Source organism: Hoeflea marina (genome assembly GCF_003182275.1).
Taxonomy (GTDB): domain Bacteria; phylum Pseudomonadota; class Alphaproteobacteria; order Rhizobiales; family Rhizobiaceae; genus Hoeflea; species Hoeflea marina.
This window is the reverse complement of the sequence record NZ_QGTR01000008.1, coordinates 1-20994: the sequence shown is the minus strand read 5'-3', so window position 1 is coordinate 20994 and position 20994 is coordinate 1. Positions and strand designations below refer to the sequence as shown.

Genomic DNA, 20994 nt, shown 5'->3' with positions numbered 1-20994 from the left:
GAAGCGACGCTGCCCGTCCCTCCGCCGGAGCGGGAGCGCGTTCGGTCTTCACCAGTGACAAGATGAGAGGGTATTGCGTCGGCGCGGGCCAGCCGCCGGCGCACGAACACCGCATATATGCATGAAATACGGTCGGGCTGCACGAACTGCGTCAACAGTGTTGACGTAACTCAGAGGACTCCGGAGTGCCGGCGCGACTGATGGGCGGCGAGTTCCTGCCTGAGATCGGCGACGCGGGCACGGCTGATCGGCACCGTCCGCCGCACCGGCGAATCGAGTTCCGCCACCGCGGCGTCGCCGGATTTCTTCACTCGGCCGACATGCTCGAGATTGACGATGTAGCTGCGATGGGTGCGGTAGAAGGCCGGCTTGGGAAGCCGCTCGAAGATCTCCGTGATCGAGAGCGGGCAGAAGAGGTCGTCGCGTCCGTTGAAGACATAGGTGTAATGGGCATTGGCGTGCACGGAGACCACTTCATTGGCGGCGATGTGAAACCGGTTGCCGTTCTTCTCGATCGGCAGAAGACCGGACGCTGCGGCATCGAGCAGGCCGGCGGGGTTGCCGGCGCGGGGATCGGCAGCGGCGCCGCCCGGGAGCCCGGCGTCGTGGAAATCGTCGGCGCCGTCCTGCGGCGTCCTGGGGGTCGGATTTCCCCTGTCTGCCGCCGCTCGCATCGGCACCAGCGTCAGCATGAAGATGCCGGAGATCGCAAAGGCCACGAAACTGACGATGACGGCCAGCGTGTCGCTGGAGATGAAGGAGGTCGGCACCGTCTGGCCGGCGATCGAGAAGTCGAACGCGGTGCCTGCCATCGCGGTGTAGTGCATTCCAGAAACGGCGCAGCCCAGAAAGGTGGCGCAGAGAAACAGCGGCGGCCGGCGCTCCGCCGAGAACGCCAGCCACAGCGCCAGGCCCGATGCCGTAACGGCGATGGCGAAGCTCACCACGACATAGGCGGGATCGTAGGTCATGCGGGCGCTGGAGTTGAGCGCGATCATGCCGACATAATGCATCGTGGTGATGCCCAGACCCATCACGCCGGCGGCGACCGCCAGCAGGTGCCGGGAACGCAGGCTGGCCAGATAGACGGCAATGCCGGTGACCAGAACGCAGAGCAGCAGCGACAGCAGGGTCGGAAGCACGAGATAGTCGACCTTCGAGGCCATCCCCATGGACAGCATGCCGATGAAATGCATGCTCCAGATGCCGACCGACAGCGTGATCGCGGAGGCGGCAATCAGCAGCCGGCGATCAATGGCGAAGGCCGCGGGTATCCGAAGCGCCAGGTTCAACCCGACATAACTCGCCTGGATGGCGACCAGAATCGACAGCGCGACCAGATAGAGGTTGTGATGCATGGAGATCACGGGCTGGTCCCGCCGGGCAGGCATGTCGGTTGCTCAATCATGGCGTCAGGCTAGCATGAGTCATTTATAAAGTTCCACCGCTTCGCGATCCTTCGGCCACCGCGGCAACCGCATGGCCCCACGACGGCCGTGCGGTTGCCGCCGCCGGACCGGGGCGCCCATGGTTTTCCGCAGCAAGATGGCTTGCCGGCATGGTCTTTCGCCGCCGATGCCCTAGACTGCGCGGCGAACACCCCGGACGGCGGCAGTCGACCCGGGGCAGACGAGGCAAGGCGCGCGGCGCGGCCGCTGCGGTCCGCCGCGGTCCCGCGGGCCGAGCCAGATCCGCATTCCCGAATTCAATCCAGGAGCATCGCATGAGCAACCACACCAAATTCTACATCAACGGCGAGTGGGTCGACCCGGCGGTGCCGGCACTGCTCGATGTCATCGATCCCTCGACGGAAGAGGCCTACACGCGGATATCGCTGGGCTCGGCCGCCGACGTCAACCGCGCCGTGGCGGCCGCCCGGGCGGCCTTTCCGGCCTTTTCGGTGACCACCAGAACCGAGCGCCTGACGCTGCTCAGGCGGATCCTCGAGGTCTACAACGACCGGTTCGAGGACATCGCGCAGGCCGTCAGCCAGGAGATGGGCGCGCCGATCAGCTGGGCGCGCGACGCGCAGGCCTGGGCCGGCCGGGCGCATATGGAGGCCGCCATCAAGGCGCTCGAGGACTATTCGTTTTCCGAGCTGCGCGGCACGACCATGGTGGTCAAGGAGGCGATCGGCGTCTGCGCCCTGATCACGCCGTGGAACTGGCCGCTCAACCAGATCGTCTGCAAGGTGGCGCCCGCGCTCGCCGCCGGATGCACCGTGGTGCTCAAGCCGTCCGAGATCGCCCCGATCAGCGGGATCGTCTTTGCCGAGGTGATGGAGGCTGCCGGCACGCCGAAGGGCGTGTTCAACATGGTCAACGGCAACGGTCCCGATGTCGGACAGGTGATGGCCGGCCATCCGGATGTCGACATGGTCTCCTTCACCGGTTCGACCCGCGCCGGCATCATCGTCGCCAAGACGGCGGCCGACACGGTCAAGCGCGTGGCGCAGGAACTGGGCGGCAAGTCCGCCAACATCATCCTGCCCGACGCCGATCTCGAGATTGCCGTCCGCAAGGGTGTGGAGGGCTGCTTCGGCAATTCCGGCCAGTCCTGCGATGCGCCGACCCGGATGCTGGTCAGCCGCGGCCAGCACGACGAGGCCCTGGCAATCGCCAGGAAGACGGCGGAAGGCTTCGTCGTCGGCGATCCGCGTTCGACCGAGACCGTTCTCGGACCCGTCGTCAGCCGGCTGCAGTTCGACAAGATCCAGGCGCTGATCGATGCGGGCATCCAGGAGGGGGCGACGCTGGTCACCGGCGGGCCGGGCCGGCCGGAGCATCTCAACCGCGGCTATTATGTGCGGCCGACGATCTTCGGCAATGTCAGCAATGACATGCGGATTGCCAGAGAGGAGATCTTCGGGCCGGTGCTGTCGATCCTGCCCTATGACGACGAGGAGCAGGCCATCGAGATCGCCAACGACACGGTCTACGGCCTCGCCGCCTACATCCAGTCGCAGGACCTGGAGCATGCCCGCCGGGTCGCCACGCGCATGCGGGCCGGCTCGGTCTATCTCAACTATCCCGACTGGGACACGTTCGCTCCCTTCGGCGGCTACAAGCAATCGGGCAACGGCCGCGAATACGCCGACTGGGCCATCCACGACTTCCTCGAGATCAAGGGCATCGTCGGCTACGGCGCCTGACCATCGAGCCCGGCCGCCTGCCTGACCGGCCGGAAGGCACCGGTCAGGCCGGAGCCTTCCGGCCGTGAGCGAACTCGGAGGTTCTCAAGCGCTCCCACTCCTTGAGCGCGGCGCCGATGGCCTGGTGCATGTCGAGATAGCGGTAGGTGCCGAGCCGGCCGCCGAAATGCACGTTCGGCTCCCGGTCGGCGAGCGCGCGGTAGCGCAGGTAGAGGGCTTTGTCGGCGAGCGTGTCGATCGGATAGTAGGGTTCGTCGCCCGCTCCGGCGCTGCGGGCATATTCATGCACGATGACGCTGCGGTCGACGGGGTAATCGCGCTCGGGATGGAAGTGGCGGTACTCGACGATGCGCGTGTGCGCGGTCTCCTCATCGGCATAGTTCATCATCGCCGTGCCCTGGTAATCGCCGGTGGCAACGACGGAACGGCTGAAATCGCAGGTGCGCCATCCCAGACGGCCTTCACTGAATCCGAAATAGGCATCGATCGGGCCGGTGTAGACCGTCGGAACCGCCCTGGGGATCGAATCGCGAAGCTCGAACCAGTCGCAATCGAGAAGCACATGGATGTTCTCGTGATCGAGCATGCGATCGAAGATTGCGGTGTAGCCGCTCAGCGGCATGCCCTGATGCGGATCGGAGAAGTAGCGGTTGTCGAATGTGTAGCGCACCGGCAGGCGTGAGATGATCGATGCCGGCAGGTCGCGCGGATCGGTCTGCCACTGCTTCTTCGTGTAGCCGCGAATGAAGGCCTCGTAGAGCGGACGGCCGATCAGCGAGATCGCCTTCTCCTCGAGATTGTCCGGCTCCCGTCCCGCCATTTCGGCCGCCTGTCCGGCAATCAGCGCCCGGGCCTCGTCGGGGGACAACTGCCTCCGGAAGAACTGACAGATCGTCGCCAGGTTGATCGGCAGCGAATAGGCTTGGCCGCGGAAGACGGAAAACGGCCTGTGGGTGTAGTCGGTGAACGAGGTGAAGCGGTTGAGGTAGGACCAGACGGCGTCATTCGGCGTGTGGAAGATGTGCGGTCCGTAGCGGTGCACCTCGATTCCCGTGTCCGGATCGGTCTCGGAATAGGCATTGCCGCCGATGTGGCCGCGGCGTTCGACGATGACCACCTTGAGGCCGTGCTCGTTGGCGGCGCGCTCGGCGATGGTGGCGCCGTAGAATCCGGCTCCGACGATCACGAGATCGGCCTTGTCGAGGATGTCCATGCAAACTCCGTTCCGCGAAAGCCGGCTTCGAAACCGTGGACCCGGTCGGCGTCAGCCCGCGGGCGGACCATAAAGGAGGGAGAAAACCAGCGCCAGACGATATCTCGGCTGATCGGCAGGCAGGGGCGGTTGTCCCGCATTTCCATTGTGTGCGCCTGCTTGCTTTCCCCCCGCGGTATCGCGCAATCTGGACGACCAAGCGTCACCGGGCGGGCGAATCAGGCTCCTTCGGTCCCACCCCAACGCCATCGCGGCGGATCGGACCCCTTATGAGCAAAGCCCAACCGGTCAAAGCACCTGCAGGCAGTGCGCGGGTGCTTGTCACCGGCGGCGCCGGCTACATCGGATCGCATGCCTGCAGGGCGCTTGCCGAGGCGGGCTTGCTTCCGATTGTCTACGACAATCTCGTCTTCGGCCATGAGTGGGCCGTCAAATGGGGACCGCTGGAGCGCGGCGACATCGGCGACCGCGATCGCCTCGACGCCGTCATCCGTCAGCACCGGCCCGAGGCCGTGCTGCATTTCGCCGCCTTCGCCTATGTGGGAGAGTCGGTGGCCGATCCCGGCCGGTACTATCGCAACAATGTCGCCGGAACGCTGACGCTGCTCGAGGCGATGCGCGACAATGGCATTCCCCGCATGGTGTTTTCGAGCAGCTGCGCGACCTACGGCATCCCGCGGTCGCTGCCCATCACGGAGGCGACGCCGCAGAATCCGATCAATCCGTACGGGCGGTCGAAGCTGATGGTCGAGCAGATGCTGGCCGACTTCTCCCGCGCGCACGGGATCGGCTGGACCGCCCTGCGCTATTTCAACGCGGCGGGCGCCTGTCCGCAAGCCGGGCTCGGAGAGTGCCACACACCGGAGACCCACCTCATTCCGCTTGTTCTCGATGCCGCGCGCGGGCTCCGCGAGGCGGTGACGATCTGCGGCACCGATTACGACACGGAGGACGGCACCTGCGTTCGCGACTATGTGCATGTGGGCGACCTCGCCGAGGCCCATGTCAAGGCGCTGGCGAGGCTGGCGGGCGGCGGTGGATCGGGGGCCTACAATCTCGGCACCAATCGCGGCCATTCGGTCCGCGCCGTCATCGCGGCAGTGGAGACGGCGACGGGCCGCAAGGTCCCTGTCGTCGAAGGGCCCCGGCGAGAGGGCGATCCGGCCGTGCTGGTCGCCGATGCGACGCGGGCCCGGACAGAGCTCGGATGGACGCCGCGGTTCACAGAACTTGCGCGGATCATCGAAACGGCGGCCGAATGGCATGCACGGATGCATGCCTGACCGCCGCCCACGGGTCAGGGCGCGCGGCGACCGCCGGCCCGCTGCAACGCCGTCGGCCAGAAGCTTCATCCTTGATTCCAGAACCAAGTCTGTATAGGCGATGGCGATGGGGCTGACAGGCATGCGCCTGACTGCATTCCGGGGGGGCGCGATGAAGATATATTCCTGCTATACACCGTCTCACGAGATGCTGTATCGCGAGTACTTTCTGCCGTCGCTGCCCGTACAGTTCGAAGACCATTCCACCCGTTTCGAAATCGTCGGGAGCGGTGATTTCGGCGCGCCGGATTTTCTTCGCAGCATCGAGGCGAAGATCGGGCTGGTGCTCGACAGCATTGCCGCCAACGCCGGCCAAGCCATCATCTGGAGCGATGTCGACATCGTCTATTTCGGCGACCCGCTCCCAATCATCGCCGGGCTTCTGACTGACCAGGACATCGATATCTGGTTCCAGAAAGAGCATGTCGGCGGAAGCGATGACGTCAATGCGGGGCTCATTCTCATGCGCTGCAATGCGGCGGTGGAGCAGCTCTTCCGGGATGCCCTGGCGATGATGCGGTCGACCCCCGGACTCAATGATCAGGATGCCATCAACCGTCTCATCCGCAAGCAGGCAGCCGGCAAATGGGCCTATCTGCCGCTGCAGTTTGCCGCCAGATCCCAGGGCTGGCCGCCCGCCACCGACATCGTGGCCTATCATGCGAACTGCACGGTCGGAGCCGACGGCGTCGGACAGAAACTGCGCCAGTTCGCCGAGCTGAATCGGGTCCGCCGCTTCGGCGCGACCTATTGGCGGATGCATTCCAGGATCTCGCGGCTGCTGGCGAAGATCAAAGCGCGGCTCTAGGTCGGAAGGTTCGGGTACGGGGTGCCCGGAATTCGACCGCGCCCCGGCCCGCTTCCGGCCGCGCGGCGGAGCATGGGCGGACGGAGGCCGCAATGGCGAGTCATGGCTGTTGCTTTGCCGTGAACGCGATAGTAGCGGTTCGGAGACAGGCGGGACCGCGTCGGAAGCGAAGCTGGAGCGCTTCTGCTTTTCATTGAATCGCAGCGGCGTTCCAGGCTTCTGATCTGTCGCATTGTCCCACGACGAAGTGAAATCCGATTCGTCTGGACATGCTCCAGGAACCGCGTCGGTGAGGAGGACTGGCATGAAAAATCTCGTCATCGTCATGGCCGGCGACGATTCGCTGCATGAGCATTATGCCTCGGAGCGGGATTTCGAGCTGTGGGTGTGTCACTGGGGCCGCGACGCGGGCACGGCCGCCCGCTTCCGGCAGACCTGCGACCGGTTCTTCCCGATGCAGGGGCAGAAATGGGCGCTGGTGCGCGAACTCGGACGGATCGCGCGCGAGCAGCGGTTGCCCGCGTTTTCGAGCTATGACTATGTCTTCCTTCCCGATGACGACCTCGAATTTCCCGGCGGGGCGACCGACATCGCCAGGGCCTTCGCGCTGGCGCGGGACATCGGCGCCGACATATTCCAGCCGGCGGTGGCCAACGAGAATTTCTCGCCCGGGTGGGAGCACACGCATCGCCTCTATGATGCCGTCTGCCATGCCACGAGCGTCGTGGAAATCATGATGCCCTGCTACAGCGGCGAGATCTTCGAACGGTGCGTCCTGCCGCTGCTGCACATTCACGGCTACATCACGGTCGGCTGGGGCCTCGAGCCGCTGATCGCCCGGTTCGCGGAGGTGATCCAGCATCGCCCGGCGCGCAGTTTCGTGCTCGATGAGATCGCGGCCATCCACAGCCGCGCCGTCGGCGCCGGGACATCTTCCTACAGCGTCGGCAAGGACGAGGCGTTTCTGATTCCCTACTCCCGCGGCATGCATGGAAAGGATCTCAGCCGCTTCCGCAATCGCACCGATGCGATGGCCTTTGTCTTCCCGGCGGCCGACGAACTCGTCGACAGCCGGTCTGTCGAAAAGCACCTGACGCGGGTCAGGGGCGCACGCCGCATCCATGACGCCAGGACCAGCAGGGGGCCTGGCTCGTTCATCCTCAAGCAGTTCCAGAAATTTGCCGCCCGCGTCATCAGAGACTGATGCGGCAGGGGCGGCAAAAAATCAGCGCAACAGATCCGTGATGACCTTGCGCAGATGGAGGATGGCCGCCTCCCGGGTCAGATGGCGGTGTGCAAATTCGAGAGCGTTGGCCGCGATCCTCGCGCACTCCTCCGGATGGGCCTCGGCCCAGTCCAGTTGCCTGCCGAGATCGGAGAGGTCGCCGGCGACGGGGATGTAATGCTGGAAAGGCTCCATCCAGTCGAAGAAGAAATCCTTCCAGGGCCTGTCCTGGATGAACACCGGGCGCCCGGAAAACAGCAGGATCTTCAGCCGCGCCGAATAGCCGATGCCCTCGATGTCGAGCAGGTACCTGTAGCGGCAGTGGTCCGGCAGGCTGACATATTGCGCCGCCTGGGTGTCCATCCTCCGGTCGCTGGCCCAGCGCTCCGGTCCTTCCTGCTTGATCCAGGTGATGTCGATGGCGTGGATGCGCGGATCGCCGAGCGCTATCTCCATCAACCGTTCGCGAACAGGGCTGGTTGCGCTGTTGCCGATCCAGAACAGGCGCTGGTCGGCGGGCGGCTGGTCTCCCGCCATGGCCATTTCCCCAATCAATCGCGTGTAATCATCGATCCCCACTTCAGGCCAGTTCCAGAAGCTGAAGTCGGGGACGGCGATGATGGTCTCCGATCCCTGAACCGCCGAGAAACTCATCGCCGGCCGTGACGACTCAGCGGGCGGGCGATCGGAGGTTTAGCAGGTCAGTCTCCTGTTGGTCCGCGCCTCGTACTTGATCGTCTTGAGGGCTTCCAGCAGGAGATGCATCATCGCCTCCTGCCGGGACTGGTGGGCATCGTTGTACTGGAACTCGAGGTTCGCGCCGCGCCGAATGATGAAATCGATATAGTACTCGTCGCGGCGCGGCGGCAATCCGACGAGCCGGCGCAGAGAATTCTTCGCCTTGCGAAGAGGCTTTCTGAAAGGCTTGCTTGCACTCACGGCGGCGTCTCCTTGACCAGATGTTGCTGCCCGACGCCAGGCGACGGCGAGCCCCGGCCATCCCGGAATCATGTATGGCCCGTTCATAAGGATCTCCGCAAGCGCCCAACGCGGTCTTCAGTGTCTGACGGTCCGGCAAGTCGATGGCGATCAATGGCGCCATTGCCCTTGACAGGCCGGTGCCGATTCCGTCTCTGGGCGCTGTCAACAGGAGTGGTTCGTGCCCATGAGACCCATGCGATGAAGCGTCCGGAAAAGGATGCGGGACCGACGACCGGCGCCATGTCCACCGAAGGCACCACCGGCGGCGATCCGCAGGCGCTCGCCGACCTGGGCTGGCGGACATTCTTCACCGCCCAGATTGCGGATGAGACCGAAGCCGAGCTGATTCCGGTCCGGGTGATGGCGGTCAACCGCAACGGGCTGCTCGTCTCCGGCGCCGCGGTCGAAACCACCGTCCCGCCCTATCTCAGCATCGAGGGCAGCGAGACCGCGCAGGCCACCGTCGGCGACTGGCTGCTCGTCGATCCCGACACCATGAGACCGGAGCGGTTGCTGTCGCGGCTGAGCCTGTTCAAGCGTTGGGCGCCCGGCAAGGGACGCATGGTGCAACTGATCGCCGCCAACATCGACACGCTGTTCGTGGTCACCTCCTGCAATCTCGATTTCAATGTCGCCCGGCTCGAGCGCTATCTCGCCGTCGCCCGCGAGGCCGACGTGACCCCGGTGATCGTGCTGACCAAGGCGGATCTGGTCGACGACGTGGCGCCGTTCGTCGAGACCGCGGCGAAATTGATGCCCGGGCTCGAGGTCGAGGTGCTCGATGCCCGCGATCCCGAATCGGCCAGGCGGCTGCTGCCCTGGTGCAGCCATGGCCGCACGGTCGCCTTTGTCGGATCGTCGGGCGTCGGCAAGTCGACGCTGATCAACTCGCTCATCGGGTCCGAACGGGCGGCCACCAGGGGGATCCGCGAGAACGACGACAAGGGCCAGCACACGACGACACGACGTGAGCTCTATCGCCTGTCGAGCGGCGGCTGGCTTCTGGACACGCCGGGCATGCGCGAGTTGCAGCTGACCAATGTGAAGGAAGGCCTGGGAAGGGTGTTCGCCGAGATCACCGATCTGGCGAAGTCCTGCCGCTTCACCGACTGCCAGCATGGCGACGAGCCCGATTGCGCCGTGCGCGCGGCCATCGCCGCCGGGGAGATGGATGCCGAACGGCTTGAGCGCTGGCGCAAGCTGGTGGCCGAGGAAGCCGAAAACTCCGAGAGCCTGAGCATGGCCAGGCAGCGGCCTGCCCGGCGCTCCACCGCGCGGCCGCCGCGCATCCGGGAGGACACCGACGAGGATTGACCGGATACTTCGGAGCAGTGCGAAGAGTTGCGCCTTCACGCGCCAGCTTTGAAGCAGCGCATTGCTCCGGCTTGCCGCAAGTCTCCGCTGGTCGCGCGAAATATACCATAGTTGCATAGCGTGAAGACCAAAACTCATGTTGGTGTGCGTGGGCTAGTCACAGCATCTCTGTGGGGTCGGGAGCCTTGCAGCGTTCTCAAGAGGGAGGATCGAATGTCCAAGTTTGAAATCAACCGCCGCGGCCTGATCAAGTCCGGTGCGGCCATCGGCGCCGGCCTGGCGCTGCCGACCATTTTCACGCGCAACGCCTACGCCTATGTCAATGAACCGAAGGGCGCCACCGTGACGCTCGGCTTCAACGTGCCGCAGTCCGGTCCCTATGCCGACGAAGGCGCCGATGAACTGCGTGCTTTCCAGCTGGCGGTCGAGCACCTCAACGGCGAGGGCGACGGCGGCATGATCGGCACCTTCTCCTCGAAGATGCTCAAGGGCAACGGCATCCTGGGCAAGAAGGTCGCCTATGTGTCGGGCGACACGCAGACCAAGTCCGACGCAGCCCGCGCATCGGCAAAGTCGATGATCGAGAAGGACGGCGCCATCATGATCTCCGGCGGTTCGTCCTCCGGCGTGGCCGTCGCCGTGCAGGGCCTCTGCCAGGAAGCCGGCGTCATCTTCATGGCCGGCCTGACCCACTCCAACGACACCACCGGCAAGGACAAGAAGGCCAATGGCTTCCGCCATTTCTTCAACGCCTACATGTCGGCGGCAGCGCTCGGACCCGTGCTCAAGAGCCTCTACGGCACAGACCGCTCGGCCTATCACCTGACCGCCGACTACACCTGGGGCTGGACCCAGGAAGCCTCGATGATCGCCGCCACCGAAGCCCTCGGCTGGAAGACGGTCAACAAGGTGCTCACCCCGCTGGCCGCGACCGACTTCTCGTCCTACATCGCGCCCGTGCTCAACTCGGGCGCCGACGTGCTGGTGCTCAACCACTACGGCGGCAACATGGTCAACTCGCTGACCCAGGCCGTGCAGTTCGGCCTGCGCGACAAGCAGGTCAACGGCAAGAACTTCGAAATCGTCGTTCCGCTCTATTCGGAGCTGATGGCCAAGGGTGCGGGCAAGAACATTGCAGGCATCGTCGGTTCGCAGAACTGGGACTGGAAGCTCGAGGACGAAGGCACGAAGTCGTTCGTCAAGTCGTTCGGCGAGAAGTACGGCTTCCCGCCGTCGCAGGCCGCCCAGACCTGCTATGCCCAGACGCTGCTCTATGCCGATGCCGTCGAACGCGCCGGCACATTCGACCCCTGCGGTGTGGTCGAGGCGCTGGAAGGCTTCGAATTCGACGGACTGGGCAACGGCAAGACGCTCTACCGCAAGGAAGACCACCAGTGCTTCAAGGATGTTCTCGTCGTGCGCGGCGCGGAAAATCCCCAGGACGAATTCCACCTCGTGGACATCGTCGAAGTCACGCCGGTCGCCCAGGTGACCTACGAACCAGAAAACGAAATGTTTGCCGGCGGTAACCTCGGCAAGTGCAATTCGGGCGCGTAAGCGGTCTGTATCGAGGCATGAATTGCCGCGCTGGCCCCTCGGGACCGGCGCGGCGGTCTTTACCCTGCCTTCAAGTCTTCGCTGGTTACGCTTGATCGATCGGTTGGCACCATGGACGCTCTCATTCTCCAATTTCTCAACGGGCTCGACAAGGGCAGCGCCTATGCGCTGATCGCGCTCGGCCTGACGCTCATTTTCGGCACCCTCGGCGTGGTCAACTTCGCCCATGGCGCGATGTTCATGATCGGCGCCTTCTGCGCGGTGGCGATGCAGTCGATGCTCAACATCTCGAAGGTCACGCTGGACCCGACGAAACTCGACTTTCTCGGCAATCCGGCGCAGATCCGGACGCCGATGGTGGAATCCCTGTTCGGTCCGGAGCTCGGAGGTTCGATCATCAACTGGTCGGTGCCGCTCTCCATCCTGCTTGCCATTCCGGTGATGCTGGCACTCGGCTTCATCATGGAACGCGGCCTGATCAAGCATTTCTACAAGCGCCCGCATGCCGACCAGATCCTCGTCACCTTCGGACTGGCGATCGTGCTGCAGGAGATCATCAAGTATTTCTACGGCGCCAATCCGATCCCGACGCCCGCGCCGGACGCCTTCCGCGGCTCGATCGATTTCGGCGTGCTGATCGGCTATGCCCAGAACACCATCATCTACCCGGCATGGCGGCTGGTCTACTTCACCTTCTCGGCCGTCATCATCGCCGCAGTGTTCGCCTTCCTGCAGTTCACCACCTTCGGCATGGTCGTCCGCGCCGGCATGGCGGACCGGGAGACGGTCGGCCTGCTCGGCATCAACATCGACAAGCGCTTCACCATTATGTTCGGCATAGCCGCAGCGGTGGCCGGCATGGCCGGCGCCATGTATGCGCCGATCAACTCGCCCAACTATCACATGGGAATGGACTTCCTGGTGCTGTCCTTCGTCGTCGTCGTGGTCGGCGGCATGGGGTCGCTGCCGGGCGCGGTGCTGGCAGGCTTCCTGCTCGGCGTCGTCGAGAGCTTTGCCTCGATGAACGAAGTCAAGTCATTGATCCCCGGCATCGACCAGATCATCATTTATCTCATTGCAATCATCATCCTTTTGACCCGCCCCCGCGGTCTGATGGGTCGCAAAGGCGTGATGGAGGAATAATCCATGCTGGGACTGAGCAAGAAAGACACCACCTTCCTTGTCGTCGTCATCTTTCTGACGTTGATGACGCCGATCCTGCTGCAGCCGTTCCCGGAAGGGTCGGTCCTGGCGCAGTTCAACGCCGGCTATCCGGACCTCATGCAGCGCTTCGCGATCTACGGAATCTTCGCGATCGGCTTCAACATCCTGTTCGGACTGACCGGATACCTCTCCTTCGGCCACGCAGCCTTCCTCGGCGTCGGCTCCTACTCCGTCGTGTGGATGTACAAGCTGCTCGGCTACAACGTGGTGCCCGGCCTGCTGCTCGCGGTGGTCACGGCGGGGCTGTTCGCACTTCTCATAGGCTACATCTCGCTGCGCCGGTCGGGCATCTACTTCTCGATCCTGACGCTGGCTTTCGCCCAGATGTCATTCAATCTGGCCTATTCCGTGCTCACGCCGCTGACCAACGGCGAGACCGGCCTGCAGGTCTACACCGACGATCCGCAGATCCTGATGGGCGCCGGCAGCCCCAACAGCCCGCACTTCTTCGGCATCGTCATGAACGAGAGCGCCAAGATCGATGTCGGCGGCTGGCAGTTCACCTTCAACAACGGCTATTATTTCTGCGCCATCATCGCCATCATCGTGTTCTACCTGTCGCTGAGGATCTTCCGGTCACCCTTCGGCATCATGCTGCGGGCGATCAAGACCAACCAGACGCGGATGACCTATACCGGACTCAACCCGCGTCCCTACACGCTGGCCGCCTTCGTGATCTCGGGCATGTATGCCGGGCTCGCCGGCGGACTGCTGGCCTCGATGGACCCGCTCGCCGGCGCCGAACGCATGCAGTGGACGGCATCGGGCGAAGTGGTGCTGATGACCATCCTCGGCGGCGCCGGCACGCTGATGGGGCCGATCCTGGGAGCGGGCTTCATCAAGTATTTCGAGAACATCTTCTCCAAGATCAACGATGACATCCTGCACACATGGTTCGCGGCCCTGCCGGACGGGCTGGAAGACGCGATCGTCTTCATGGTGCACCCCTTCATCGGCAAGGGCTGGTCGCTGACGCTCGGCCTGCTGTTCATGATGGTGGTGATCTTCCTGCCCGGCGGGCTGATCGAAGGCGGCAACCGGATCTGGCGGCTGGTCACCGGCAGGAGCAGGAACCGCAACACGCCCGGCAAGGATGCGCAGCATCATCCGAAGCCGACAGCGCACGTCAACTGATCGGCGGAGATATCAGATATGGGAATTCTCGAAGTCTCTAATGTCAACAAGCGGTTCGGCGGCCTGCAGGCGCTGGGCGACGTCAATCTCGATATCGCCCAGGGCACGGTGCATGCGATCATCGGCCCCAACGGCGCCGGCAAGTCGACCCTGTTGAACGTGCTGATCGGCAAGCTGGTCCCCGACACGGGAACCGTGATGTTCGACGGCAAGTCGGTGCTCGGCCGCAAGCCCTACGAAATCAACCAGATGGGGATTTCACGGGTGTTCCAGACGCCGGAGATCTTCGGCGATCTCACTGTCTTCGAGAACATGCTGATTCCCTGCTTTGCCAAGCGCGACGGGACGTTCCGGCTGCATGCGCTTGAATCGATCGCCAGCGAAAAAGGCATCATCGAAAAGGCGGAGCAGATGCTCTCCGATGTGGCGATGATCGACAAGCGCGGCATGACGGCCAGTTCGCTTTCGCGCGGCGACAAGCGGCGCCTGGAGATGGCCATGTGCCTTGTCCAGGAGCCGAAGCTCCTGTTGCTCGACGAGCCGACCGCCGGGATGGCCAGGGCGGACACCAACAACACGATCGAATTGCTCAACCACATCCACGAAAGCCGCGACATCACCATGGTGATCATCGAGCACGACATGCATGTGGTGTTCTCGCTGGCCAAGCGGATCACGGTGCTGGCGCAGGGCTCGCCGCTGGTCGAGGACACGCCCGAGAACATCAAGGGTCATCCGAAAGTGAAGGAAGCCTATCTGGGAGAGGCCGCAGCATGAGCCAGATCGAACTCGACAAGAGCAAGCAGACTGCGCGTCCGGACTTTTCCAGGGACGCCAACCATGCGGCTACCGCGCCGGCGTTTCTGTCGGTCCATGACATTCACGCCTATTACGGCGAGAGCTACATCGTCCAGGGCGTCAGCTTTAACGTGCACGAGGGCGAGATCCTGGCGCTGCTCGGACGAAACGGCGCCGGCAAGACCTCGACGCTGCGCGCCATCGCGCAGATCGGCTCGCCGCTGATGACCAGCGGCGAAGTCTGGCTCGATCATCAGGCGCTTCACCTGATGAGCTCGCACGAGGCCTCCCGCGCCGGCCTGGCGCTGGTGCCGGAGGACCGCCGCATCATCCCCGGGCTGACGGTGGAGGAAAACATCCAGCTGGCGCAGATCGCCCCGCCGATCGGCTGGTCGGTGGAGCGGATCTACGAGTTGTTCCCGCGGCTGGGAGAGCGCCGCAAGCAGGAAGGCGTCACCCTTTCGGGGGGCGAACAGCAGATGCTGTCGATCGGCCGGGCATTGGCGCGGGACATCAAGGTCCTGCTTCTCGACGAGCCCTACGAGGGTCTTGCCCCGGTCATCGTCGACGAGATCGAAAAGACGCTCAACATCATCAAGCGACAGGGCATCACCACCATCCTGGTGGAGCAGAATGCGGTTCGGGCCCTCAAGCTTGCAGATCGCGCGGTGATTCTGGAATCGGGCGAAGTGGTTTTCGACGGCACCGCCGACGAGGTGCTGCACAACGAGCAGCTCAGGCATGATTACCTGGCGATCTAGGAACCTGAGCGGCTCTGATTCTCGCTGAAATCGCAGAGGCGCTCCGCGTTCCTGATCTGTCGCATTGTCTCGCGACGACGTGGCATTCACTTCGTCCGGATGCTCCAGCGATCGCGGCGTCCGCGCCGCGGACCGCCTGGTACGGTTGAGGGGTTGAGGACGGCTCCGGATGTGACAGGATGGGCCTGGCGCGGAGGATGGACCCCGCGCCCAGACACGGAGGAGCCCCCATGGATATCAAGCGCAACGGTTCGCGCGCGTCGGTGACGCCGCCGGCGGAATACTTCACCGGGCAGGTGCGCCAGGATCCGCTGATCGAGGCGCCGGAGCCGGCGCGCGTGCGCGCGGCGAGCGTCAGCTTCGAGCCGGGCGCCCGCACCGCCTGGCACACGCATCCGCTGGGCCAGACCCTGATCGTCACTGGGGGGTCGGGTCTGGCGCAGACCTGGGGCGGACCGCTGGTGGCCATCAATCCCGGCGACGTGATCTGGATTCCGCCGCACGAAAAGCACTGGCACGGCGCGTCGCCCAACACGGCCATGACCCACATCGCCATCCAGGAGGCACTGGACGGAAAGCCCGTCGACTGGCTCGAGCAGGTCAACGACGATCAATATGCCGGCGGCGCCTGAGAGGGCGCCCTGCAGCCGCGACCGCGGTCGGCCGGAGCGGAGCCGCCCAGCACCCCTCCCGTTGGCGCCGGTGGGCGGCACCGGGGCAAATCCATGATGATCAACGGATAAATCCAGCCGCGCGGCAACCGGGTCTTTCAATCGGCGCGCGGCATCTTATCTATGACCGAGACGCGACGGAGGCCGGCCCGGCATCTCCGCCGCCAGGATCATCAACCGCAGGCGCCCCCCGGCATGTCACCCCGGCATGTCAGGCCGGGCGTGGCTCGCGCGGCCCAGTGAGGACATTCCGATGCGCTATTCCATTCTCGATCTGGCCCCGGTGCCGGAAGGTACCGATGCCGGCGGCGCGATCGCCAATTCGGTCGATCTGGCCCGCCACGCCGAGGAATGGGGCTATTTCCGCTACTGGCTGGCGGAGCACCACAACATGCCTGGAATTGCCAGCGCCGCCACATCGGTGCTCATCGGCCACATCGCCTCTGCCACCAGAACGATCCGCGTCGGCGCCGGCGGCGTCATGCTGCCCAACCATTCGCCCTATGTGATCGCCGAGCAGTTCGGGACGCTTGCCACCATCCATCCGGGACGCATCGATCTCGGTCTCGGCCGGGCGCCCGGCGGCGACATGGCGGTGGCGCGGGCTCTCCGCCGCGGTCTGCAGGAGGCGGACGGCTTTCCGCAGGACGTGGTGGAACTGATGGGCTACCTCGGTGACCGGCAGCCGGGCGCGGCTGTCCGCGCCCATCCCGGCGAAGGTACCAAGGTTCCGATCTGGATCCTCGGCTCGTCGCTCTATGGGGCGCAACTGGCCGCCCATCTCGGCCTGCCTTACGCGTTCGCCTCGCATTTCGCTCCGGCGGCGCTGGAGGAAGCCTCCGAGATCTACCGGCGCTATTTCAAGCCGTCGGTGCATCTCGACCAGCCGCACTTCATGCTGGCGGTCAATGTCTTCGCCGCCGACACGGACGCGGAGGGCGCCTATCTGCGCACAACCATGCAGCTCGCCTTCGCGCGGCTACGCAGCGGAATGCCCGGCAAGCTGCCGCGCCCGGTCGATGACATCGATGCGGAGATCGGGCCGCATATGCGCGCCGGCGTCAACGAGGCGCTGCGGATTTCGGCGGTCGGGTCCCCGGGCACAGTGCGGACCCAACTGGCGCAGCTGATCGACCGGTATTCGCCCGACGAGCTCATCCTCACAGGCCAGATCCATGATCACGACGCAAGGCTCAGATCGTTCCGGATCGCCGCCGACATTCTCGCCGACATGACGGTTTCGGCGCATGCCTGAAGCGGCAGCTGGCCGCTCTTCAAGGTGAGATCGGTGGTCGCCTCATGATGAGGGCACCCCGATTCCAGTGATTGCGTCCTGCCATCGAGGAGCCGCATGGCGGCTCCGGAGTCGTTTCCTGCGGTGATCCCGCACGGCCGCCTGCCGCTGAGGCGGCGTCGACCTTTCCCCTCACCGCTCGAAAATCATCAATTAAAACATTAGGATGAAAAGTCCTGTCGATCAACGACCAAAGGGTGGCTGACACGTCACCCGATGCACCCTGCTGTCCGACAGATGAATTGGTGGTTCGATCTCGCCATCGGCCTTTATGAGTTCCTTAAGCAACCCGATGTGAACCTGAACGCGAAAAGATGGCCGTTCTGTTCAAGCCGCGGGAAATCCAACCCGCGGGCGAGGGGCTTGCAAGAGGCGACAGGTCGGGGTTCCGGCCTATATTCCAGGGACTGACAGATGACCAAGAAAGTTTCGACACAGGCGGCGGGAGCCGGCAGCAGCATCAGCATCACCAAGAAGGTGGCCATCGCCATCGTGGTGGTGAATTTCATCGGCCTGCTGGTGATGGGGCTGGTGACCAGCGGGATGTCGGAGTCGCTGCAGAAGACCACCGCGATCCGCAACTGGTCGAAGGACACCGTGCTGATAGGCGCGCAGGCGTCCGGCGGCGTCAAGTGGGGCAAAGTCGATGCGATCCGCGCCGCCTATCAGGTCTATGAAAGCGATCCACGACTGGCCCTGATCGGATTTTCCGCCTTCAACAAGGACGGGGTGCTGGTCGACAGCTGGGCGCGGGACGGGGATTTCCGCGAGCAAGTCTCCGGCTCGATCGCCGCGCCCGCGGCACTCGCCGGCGAGGCCGCCGAGGTGAGCGAGCTTGACGGGCACATTCACGTTGCCGCCCCGCTTCCGGCCGACAAGGACGGCGCCTCGCTCGGCCAGATCCGCACCGTCTGGACAACCGATGCGATTTCAGCCTCGGCAATGACATTCGCCTTCAAGAGCATCGGCTTCCAGGTCGCCATTCTTGCCGTGTCCGTGGCGCTGCTGCTGTTTGCCATGAGCCGCTTCGTCGGCAGGCCGCTGGCCGACATCAATCGCCGCATCATCGGCCTGCAGCAGGGCGACTTTGACAGCGCTGTTCCGCATGCCGGCAAAGGGGACGAGGTCGGCGTCATCGCCCGTGCTCTCACCGGTTTCTGCGATGCGGCCAAGGCCAAGGAGCAGGCAGACATCGAGATGGAGCATCAGCGCGTGCAGCTCGACAGCGAACGGCTCTCGAACGCCGAATCGACCCAGGGCGCGATGCGGGCGCAGCAGTCCGTCGTGGCCGAACTGGGCCGGGCCCTCGAAGGCCTGGCTTCGGGCGACCTGACGGTGCGCGTGCCGGATCTCGGCGCGGACTTCCAGAAGCTGAGCGACGATTTCAACCGGGCCATCGTCGCCCTTTCCGACACCGTTGCCACCATCGACGACGCGCAGCGCTCGGTTTCCCGCTCGTCGAGCGACATCGAACAATCCACGGACCAGCTGGCAAGGCGCACCGAACAGCAGGCCGCGTCGCTCGAGGAGACCGCCGCCGCGCTGGACCAGATCACCGCCACGGTGCAGGCTGCCAGCACCAAGGCAGTCGAAGCCGGCGGACTGGTCGGGTCGACCCGCAAGAGCACCGAGATGTCGAGCGACGTGGTGCGGCAGGCCATCGATGCGATGAGCCGCATCGAGCAGTCCTCGATCAAGATCGCGCAGATCCTCAATGTCATCGACGAGATCGCCTTCCAGACCAACCTTCTGGCGCTCAATGCCGGGGTCGAGGCGGCCCGCGCCGGAGAGGCCGGCCGTGGCTTCGCCGTGGTGGCGCAGGAAGTCCGCGAACTTGCCGGCCGCTCCGCCAATGCCGCCAAGGAAATCAAGCAGCTGATCGAGGAATCCGACAAGCAGGTGAAGAACGGCGTGTCGCTGGTCAACCGGACCGGCGAGGCCATTACCCTGATCGATACACAGGTGATCGAGGTCTCCTCGACGATCGATGCCATCAGCACCTCGGCCCGTGAACAGGCCGTGGCCCTCTCCCACATCAACACGGCCATCAACCAGATGGATGTGATGACCCAGCAGAATGCCGGGATGGTTCAGGAAAGCCACCGCGCCTCCCAGGGTCTGGGCGCCGAATGCCAGCGCCTGTCGCAGATCGTCCAGAGCTTCACCGTTGCATCCTCCAACGCTCCTAGGCCGGTCGTCGCCACCGCACCGGTGCGACCCGCTGCAGTCGCGACGGCGTCCGCAGCGACGCCGGCAACACGCCGCGCCGCCGCGCCCAGGCTGTCGGTCGCGGGCAACACCGCGCTGGCCGAGGACAGCAACGCATGGAGCGAATTCTGAACTCTACAAGCATGCCGAACTCCCTAGAAACCTATCAAAAGGACATATCACTATGCTGAACATGAAGCTTGCCACATCCATCGCCGCTGCCGGCCTTTACTGTTTCACAGCGGGTGTGGCGCTCGCCGAAGAGGCGCATGTCGCGCCGATCAAGGAGTATGTCGCCGCCAACATCGATCCGTGGCTCTCGGACGCGACCGTCGTTGACGCCATCAAGGCCCAGAATGCCGCCAATGCCAGCATCACCCAGGCCGACATCGACAAGCTCGACCAGGACTGGCGCGCCCAGGCGACAGCCGGCAGCAAGCCGATGGTCGATGCGGTCCTCGGAAATGCGCTGTCGAAGTTCCTCAGCGAGAAGAAGGCGGCGTCCGGCGACATGATCACCGAAGTGTTCGTGACCGATGCGCACGGTCTCAATGTGGGCCAGAGCGATGTGACCTCGGACTATTGGCAGGGCGACGAAGCCAAATGGCAGAAGACCTTCGCCATGGGTCCCGGTGCAGTCTTCGTCGATGAGGTGGAGACGGACGAATCGACCCAGGCGCTGCAGTCGCAGGTCAGCGAGACCATCGTCGATCCGGCCACCGGCGAGGCCATCGGCGCCATCACCATTGGCATCAACCTCGAAAATCTGTAACCGGTCCATCCTTCGCCGGTAATCCCGGCGCAGGATCCGCACCGCCCGCCAATCGAGCCCCGCCCATCACGGCGGGGCTTCTGCGTTGAGCAACCGGCCAGCCGCTGCGGTCGACGCTCCCGGAACCGATTGCCCGCGGTCCCCGACGCTCGGCGCCGGTCCCCTTACCCGAGCCCGCCGCCTTGCGGCCCGACGATGCGCGCCGCGCCGCCGCTGCCCGTCACGGGCCGATGCGGCGGCCGCTCAGAGCGCTCCTGCCATTCATTGAATCGCAGACGCGCCCAAAGCTTCTGCTTGGTCGCGCTGTCCTGCGGCGAAGTGAAATTCACTTCGTCCGGAAATGTTCCAGCCTCGCTCCATCCGCCCAGAACCAGAGGTGGGCGAAATGTCACACAGGCGGACTGCGAATGATTGGTGTTTGCATTAACCATGGATTAACCATAGATCTTTAGAACTCAGTAACCAGCGGTGAACCGGTCGGCGGGCAATGCCATTAGACCGGGATGCATGAAGCGTGATCACCGTCACCGGATCCAGGCCGGTATGTCCCAGGGCAATTTT

17 protein-coding genes and 1 pseudogene are annotated in these 20994 nt (G+C 64.4%); 14 read left to right on the top strand and 4 right to left on the bottom strand.

What is annotated here, in order from left to right:
* Window positions 1-170: 170 nt before the first annotated feature.
* On the bottom strand, window positions 171-1358 hold the full coding sequence (locus tag DFR52_RS22635; RefSeq protein ID WP_245415460.1) for an MHYT domain-containing protein: 1188 nt from the start codon (window positions 1356-1358) through the stop codon (window positions 171-173).
* A gap of 365 nt (window positions 1359-1723) precedes the next feature.
* On the opposite strand from DFR52_RS22635, the gene DFR52_RS22630 reads away from it, so the two are divergent.
* Window positions 1724-3151, top strand: coding sequence for an aldehyde dehydrogenase family protein (locus tag DFR52_RS22630; protein ID WP_110034359.1), 1428 nt, complete (start codon window positions 1724-1726; stop codon window positions 3149-3151).
* Window positions 3152-3194: 43 nt separating this feature from the next.
* Here the strand turns inward: DFR52_RS22630 and glf are convergent, their stop codons facing one another.
* The gene (gene glf, locus DFR52_RS22625; protein ID WP_110034358.1) at window positions 3195-4364 is read right to left on the bottom strand and encodes a UDP-galactopyranose mutase; all 1170 of its coding nucleotides are present in this window, start codon (window positions 4362-4364) and stop codon (window positions 3195-3197) included.
* Window positions 4365-4633: 269 nt separating this feature from the next.
* On the opposite strand from glf, the gene galE reads away from it, so the two are divergent.
* The 3 genes from galE to DFR52_RS22610 all read left to right on the top strand — a co-directional run bounded on the left by galE (window position 4634) and on the right by DFR52_RS22610 (window position 7698).
* Complete coding sequence (gene galE, locus DFR52_RS22620; protein WP_110034357.1) at window positions 4634-5647, top strand: UDP-glucose 4-epimerase GalE; 1014 nt, start codon at window positions 4634-4636, stop codon at window positions 5645-5647.
* 151 nt (window positions 5648-5798) lie between these two features.
* On the top strand, window positions 5799-6494 hold the full coding sequence (locus DFR52_RS22615) for a putative nucleotide-diphospho-sugar transferase (RefSeq protein ID WP_158285024.1): 696 nt from the start codon (window positions 5799-5801) through the stop codon (window positions 6492-6494).
* A gap of 304 nt (window positions 6495-6798) precedes the next feature.
* Window positions 6799-7698 (top strand): hypothetical protein, encoded by a 900-nt coding sequence (locus DFR52_RS22610; protein ID WP_110034355.1) that lies wholly within the window; start codon window positions 6799-6801, stop codon window positions 7696-7698.
* Between the two features lie 21 nt (window positions 7699-7719).
* On the opposite strand, the pseudogene DFR52_RS22605 reads toward DFR52_RS22610, so the two are convergent.
* Both DFR52_RS22605 and DFR52_RS22600 read right to left on the bottom strand, forming a co-directional pair.
* Window positions 7720-8382 (bottom strand): annotated as a pseudogene (locus tag DFR52_RS22605) (glycosyl transferase family 90); the annotation flags it as partial.
* A 30-nt stretch (window positions 8383-8412) separates the two neighbouring features.
* A complete protein-coding gene (locus DFR52_RS22600; protein WP_110034353.1) occupies window positions 8413-8658 on the bottom strand; it encodes a hypothetical protein in 246 nt (81 codons plus the stop codon).
* A 240-nt stretch (window positions 8659-8898) separates the two neighbouring features.
* Between DFR52_RS22600 and rsgA the strand changes: the two genes are divergently transcribed.
* The 10 genes from rsgA to DFR52_RS22550 all read left to right on the top strand — a co-directional run bounded on the left by rsgA (window position 8899) and on the right by DFR52_RS22550 (window position 20433).
* Window positions 8899-10014 (top strand): ribosome small subunit-dependent GTPase A, encoded by a 1116-nt coding sequence (rsgA, locus tag DFR52_RS22595; RefSeq protein ID WP_245415456.1) that lies wholly within the window; start codon window positions 8899-8901, stop codon window positions 10012-10014.
* A 213-nt stretch (window positions 10015-10227) separates the two neighbouring features.
* Window positions 10228-11571, top strand: coding sequence for a substrate-binding protein (locus DFR52_RS22590; RefSeq protein ID WP_110034352.1), 1344 nt, complete (start codon window positions 10228-10230; stop codon window positions 11569-11571).
* Between the two features lie 111 nt (window positions 11572-11682).
* Window positions 11683-12714, top strand: coding sequence for a branched-chain amino acid ABC transporter permease (locus DFR52_RS22585; RefSeq protein WP_110034351.1), 1032 nt, complete (start codon window positions 11683-11685; stop codon window positions 12712-12714).
* A 3-nt stretch (window positions 12715-12717) separates the two neighbouring features.
* Complete coding sequence (locus DFR52_RS22580; protein WP_110034350.1) at window positions 12718-13929, top strand: branched-chain amino acid ABC transporter permease; 1212 nt, start codon at window positions 12718-12720, stop codon at window positions 13927-13929.
* Between the two features lie 18 nt (window positions 13930-13947).
* Window positions 13948-14706, top strand: coding sequence for an ABC transporter ATP-binding protein (locus tag DFR52_RS22575; protein WP_110034349.1), 759 nt, complete (start codon window positions 13948-13950; stop codon window positions 14704-14706).
* A complete protein-coding gene (locus tag DFR52_RS22570; protein ID WP_110034348.1) occupies window positions 14703-15488 on the top strand; it encodes an ABC transporter ATP-binding protein in 786 nt (261 codons plus the stop codon). The genes DFR52_RS22575 and DFR52_RS22570 overlap by 4 nt, the downstream gene beginning before the upstream one ends.
* Window positions 15489-15718: 230 nt before the next feature.
* Entirely contained in the window at window positions 15719-16120 is a 402-nt protein-coding gene (locus tag DFR52_RS22565; RefSeq protein WP_110034347.1) for a (R)-mandelonitrile lyase, read from the top strand.
* A gap of 292 nt (window positions 16121-16412) precedes the next feature.
* Window positions 16413-17414 carry an LLM class flavin-dependent oxidoreductase gene (locus tag DFR52_RS22560; RefSeq protein WP_110034346.1) on the top strand — a complete coding sequence of 334 codons (1002 nt, stop codon included), beginning with the start codon at window positions 16413-16415 and terminating at the stop codon, window positions 17412-17414.
* Window positions 17415-17867: 453 nt separating this feature from the next.
* Window positions 17868-19793 carry a methyl-accepting chemotaxis protein gene (locus DFR52_RS22555; protein ID WP_110034345.1) on the top strand — a complete coding sequence of 642 codons (1926 nt, stop codon included), beginning with the start codon at window positions 17868-17870 and terminating at the stop codon, window positions 19791-19793.
* Between the two features lie 52 nt (window positions 19794-19845).
* Window positions 19846-20433, top strand: a complete 588-nt coding sequence (locus tag DFR52_RS22550; RefSeq protein ID WP_245415455.1) for a hypothetical protein — start codon at window positions 19846-19848, stop codon at window positions 20431-20433.
* The last annotated feature ends 561 nt before the right edge of the window (window positions 20434-20994 follow it).

Bases quoted from the DNA above. Each gene is read 5' to 3' on its own strand.
- DFR52_RS22585 (WP_110034351.1), top strand. From the start codon at position 11,683: ATGGACGCTCTCATTCTCCAATTTCTCAACGGGCTCGACAAGGGCAGC.
- DFR52_RS22560 (WP_110034346.1), top strand. From the start codon at position 16,413: ATGCGCTATTCCATTCTCGATCTGGCCCCGGTGCCGGAAGGTACCGAT.
- DFR52_RS22635 (WP_245415460.1), bottom strand. From the start codon at position 1,358: ATGCATCACAACCTCTATCTGGTCGCGCTGTCGATTCTGGTCGCCATC.
- galE (WP_110034357.1), top strand. From the start codon at position 4,634: ATGAGCAAAGCCCAACCGGTCAAAGCACCTGCAGGCAGTGCGCGGGTG.
- DFR52_RS22555 (WP_110034345.1), top strand. From the start codon at position 17,868: ATGACCAAGAAAGTTTCGACACAGGCGGCGGGAGCCGGCAGCAGCATC.
- glf (WP_110034358.1), bottom strand. From the start codon at position 4,364: ATGGACATCCTCGACAAGGCCGATCTCGTGATCGTCGGAGCCGGATTC.
- DFR52_RS22590 (WP_110034352.1), top strand. From the start codon at position 10,228: ATGTCCAAGTTTGAAATCAACCGCCGCGGCCTGATCAAGTCCGGTGCG.
- DFR52_RS22610 (WP_110034355.1), top strand. From the start codon at position 6,799: ATGAAAAATCTCGTCATCGTCATGGCCGGCGACGATTCGCTGCATGAG.
- DFR52_RS22570 (WP_110034348.1), top strand. From the start codon at position 14,703: ATGAGCCAGATCGAACTCGACAAGAGCAAGCAGACTGCGCGTCCGGAC.
- DFR52_RS22550 (WP_245415455.1), top strand. From the start codon at position 19,846: ATGCTGAACATGAAGCTTGCCACATCCATCGCCGCTGCCGGCCTTTAC.
- DFR52_RS22580 (WP_110034350.1), top strand. From the start codon at position 12,718: ATGCTGGGACTGAGCAAGAAAGACACCACCTTCCTTGTCGTCGTCATC.
- rsgA (WP_245415456.1), top strand. From the start codon at position 8,899: ATGAAGCGTCCGGAAAAGGATGCGGGACCGACGACCGGCGCCATGTCC.
- DFR52_RS22615 (WP_158285024.1), top strand. From the start codon at position 5,799: ATGAAGATATATTCCTGCTATACACCGTCTCACGAGATGCTGTATCGC.
- DFR52_RS22575 (WP_110034349.1), top strand. From the start codon at position 13,948: ATGGGAATTCTCGAAGTCTCTAATGTCAACAAGCGGTTCGGCGGCCTG.
- DFR52_RS22630 (WP_110034359.1), top strand. From the start codon at position 1,724: ATGAGCAACCACACCAAATTCTACATCAACGGCGAGTGGGTCGACCCG.
- DFR52_RS22565 (WP_110034347.1), top strand. From the start codon at position 15,719: ATGGATATCAAGCGCAACGGTTCGCGCGCGTCGGTGACGCCGCCGGCG.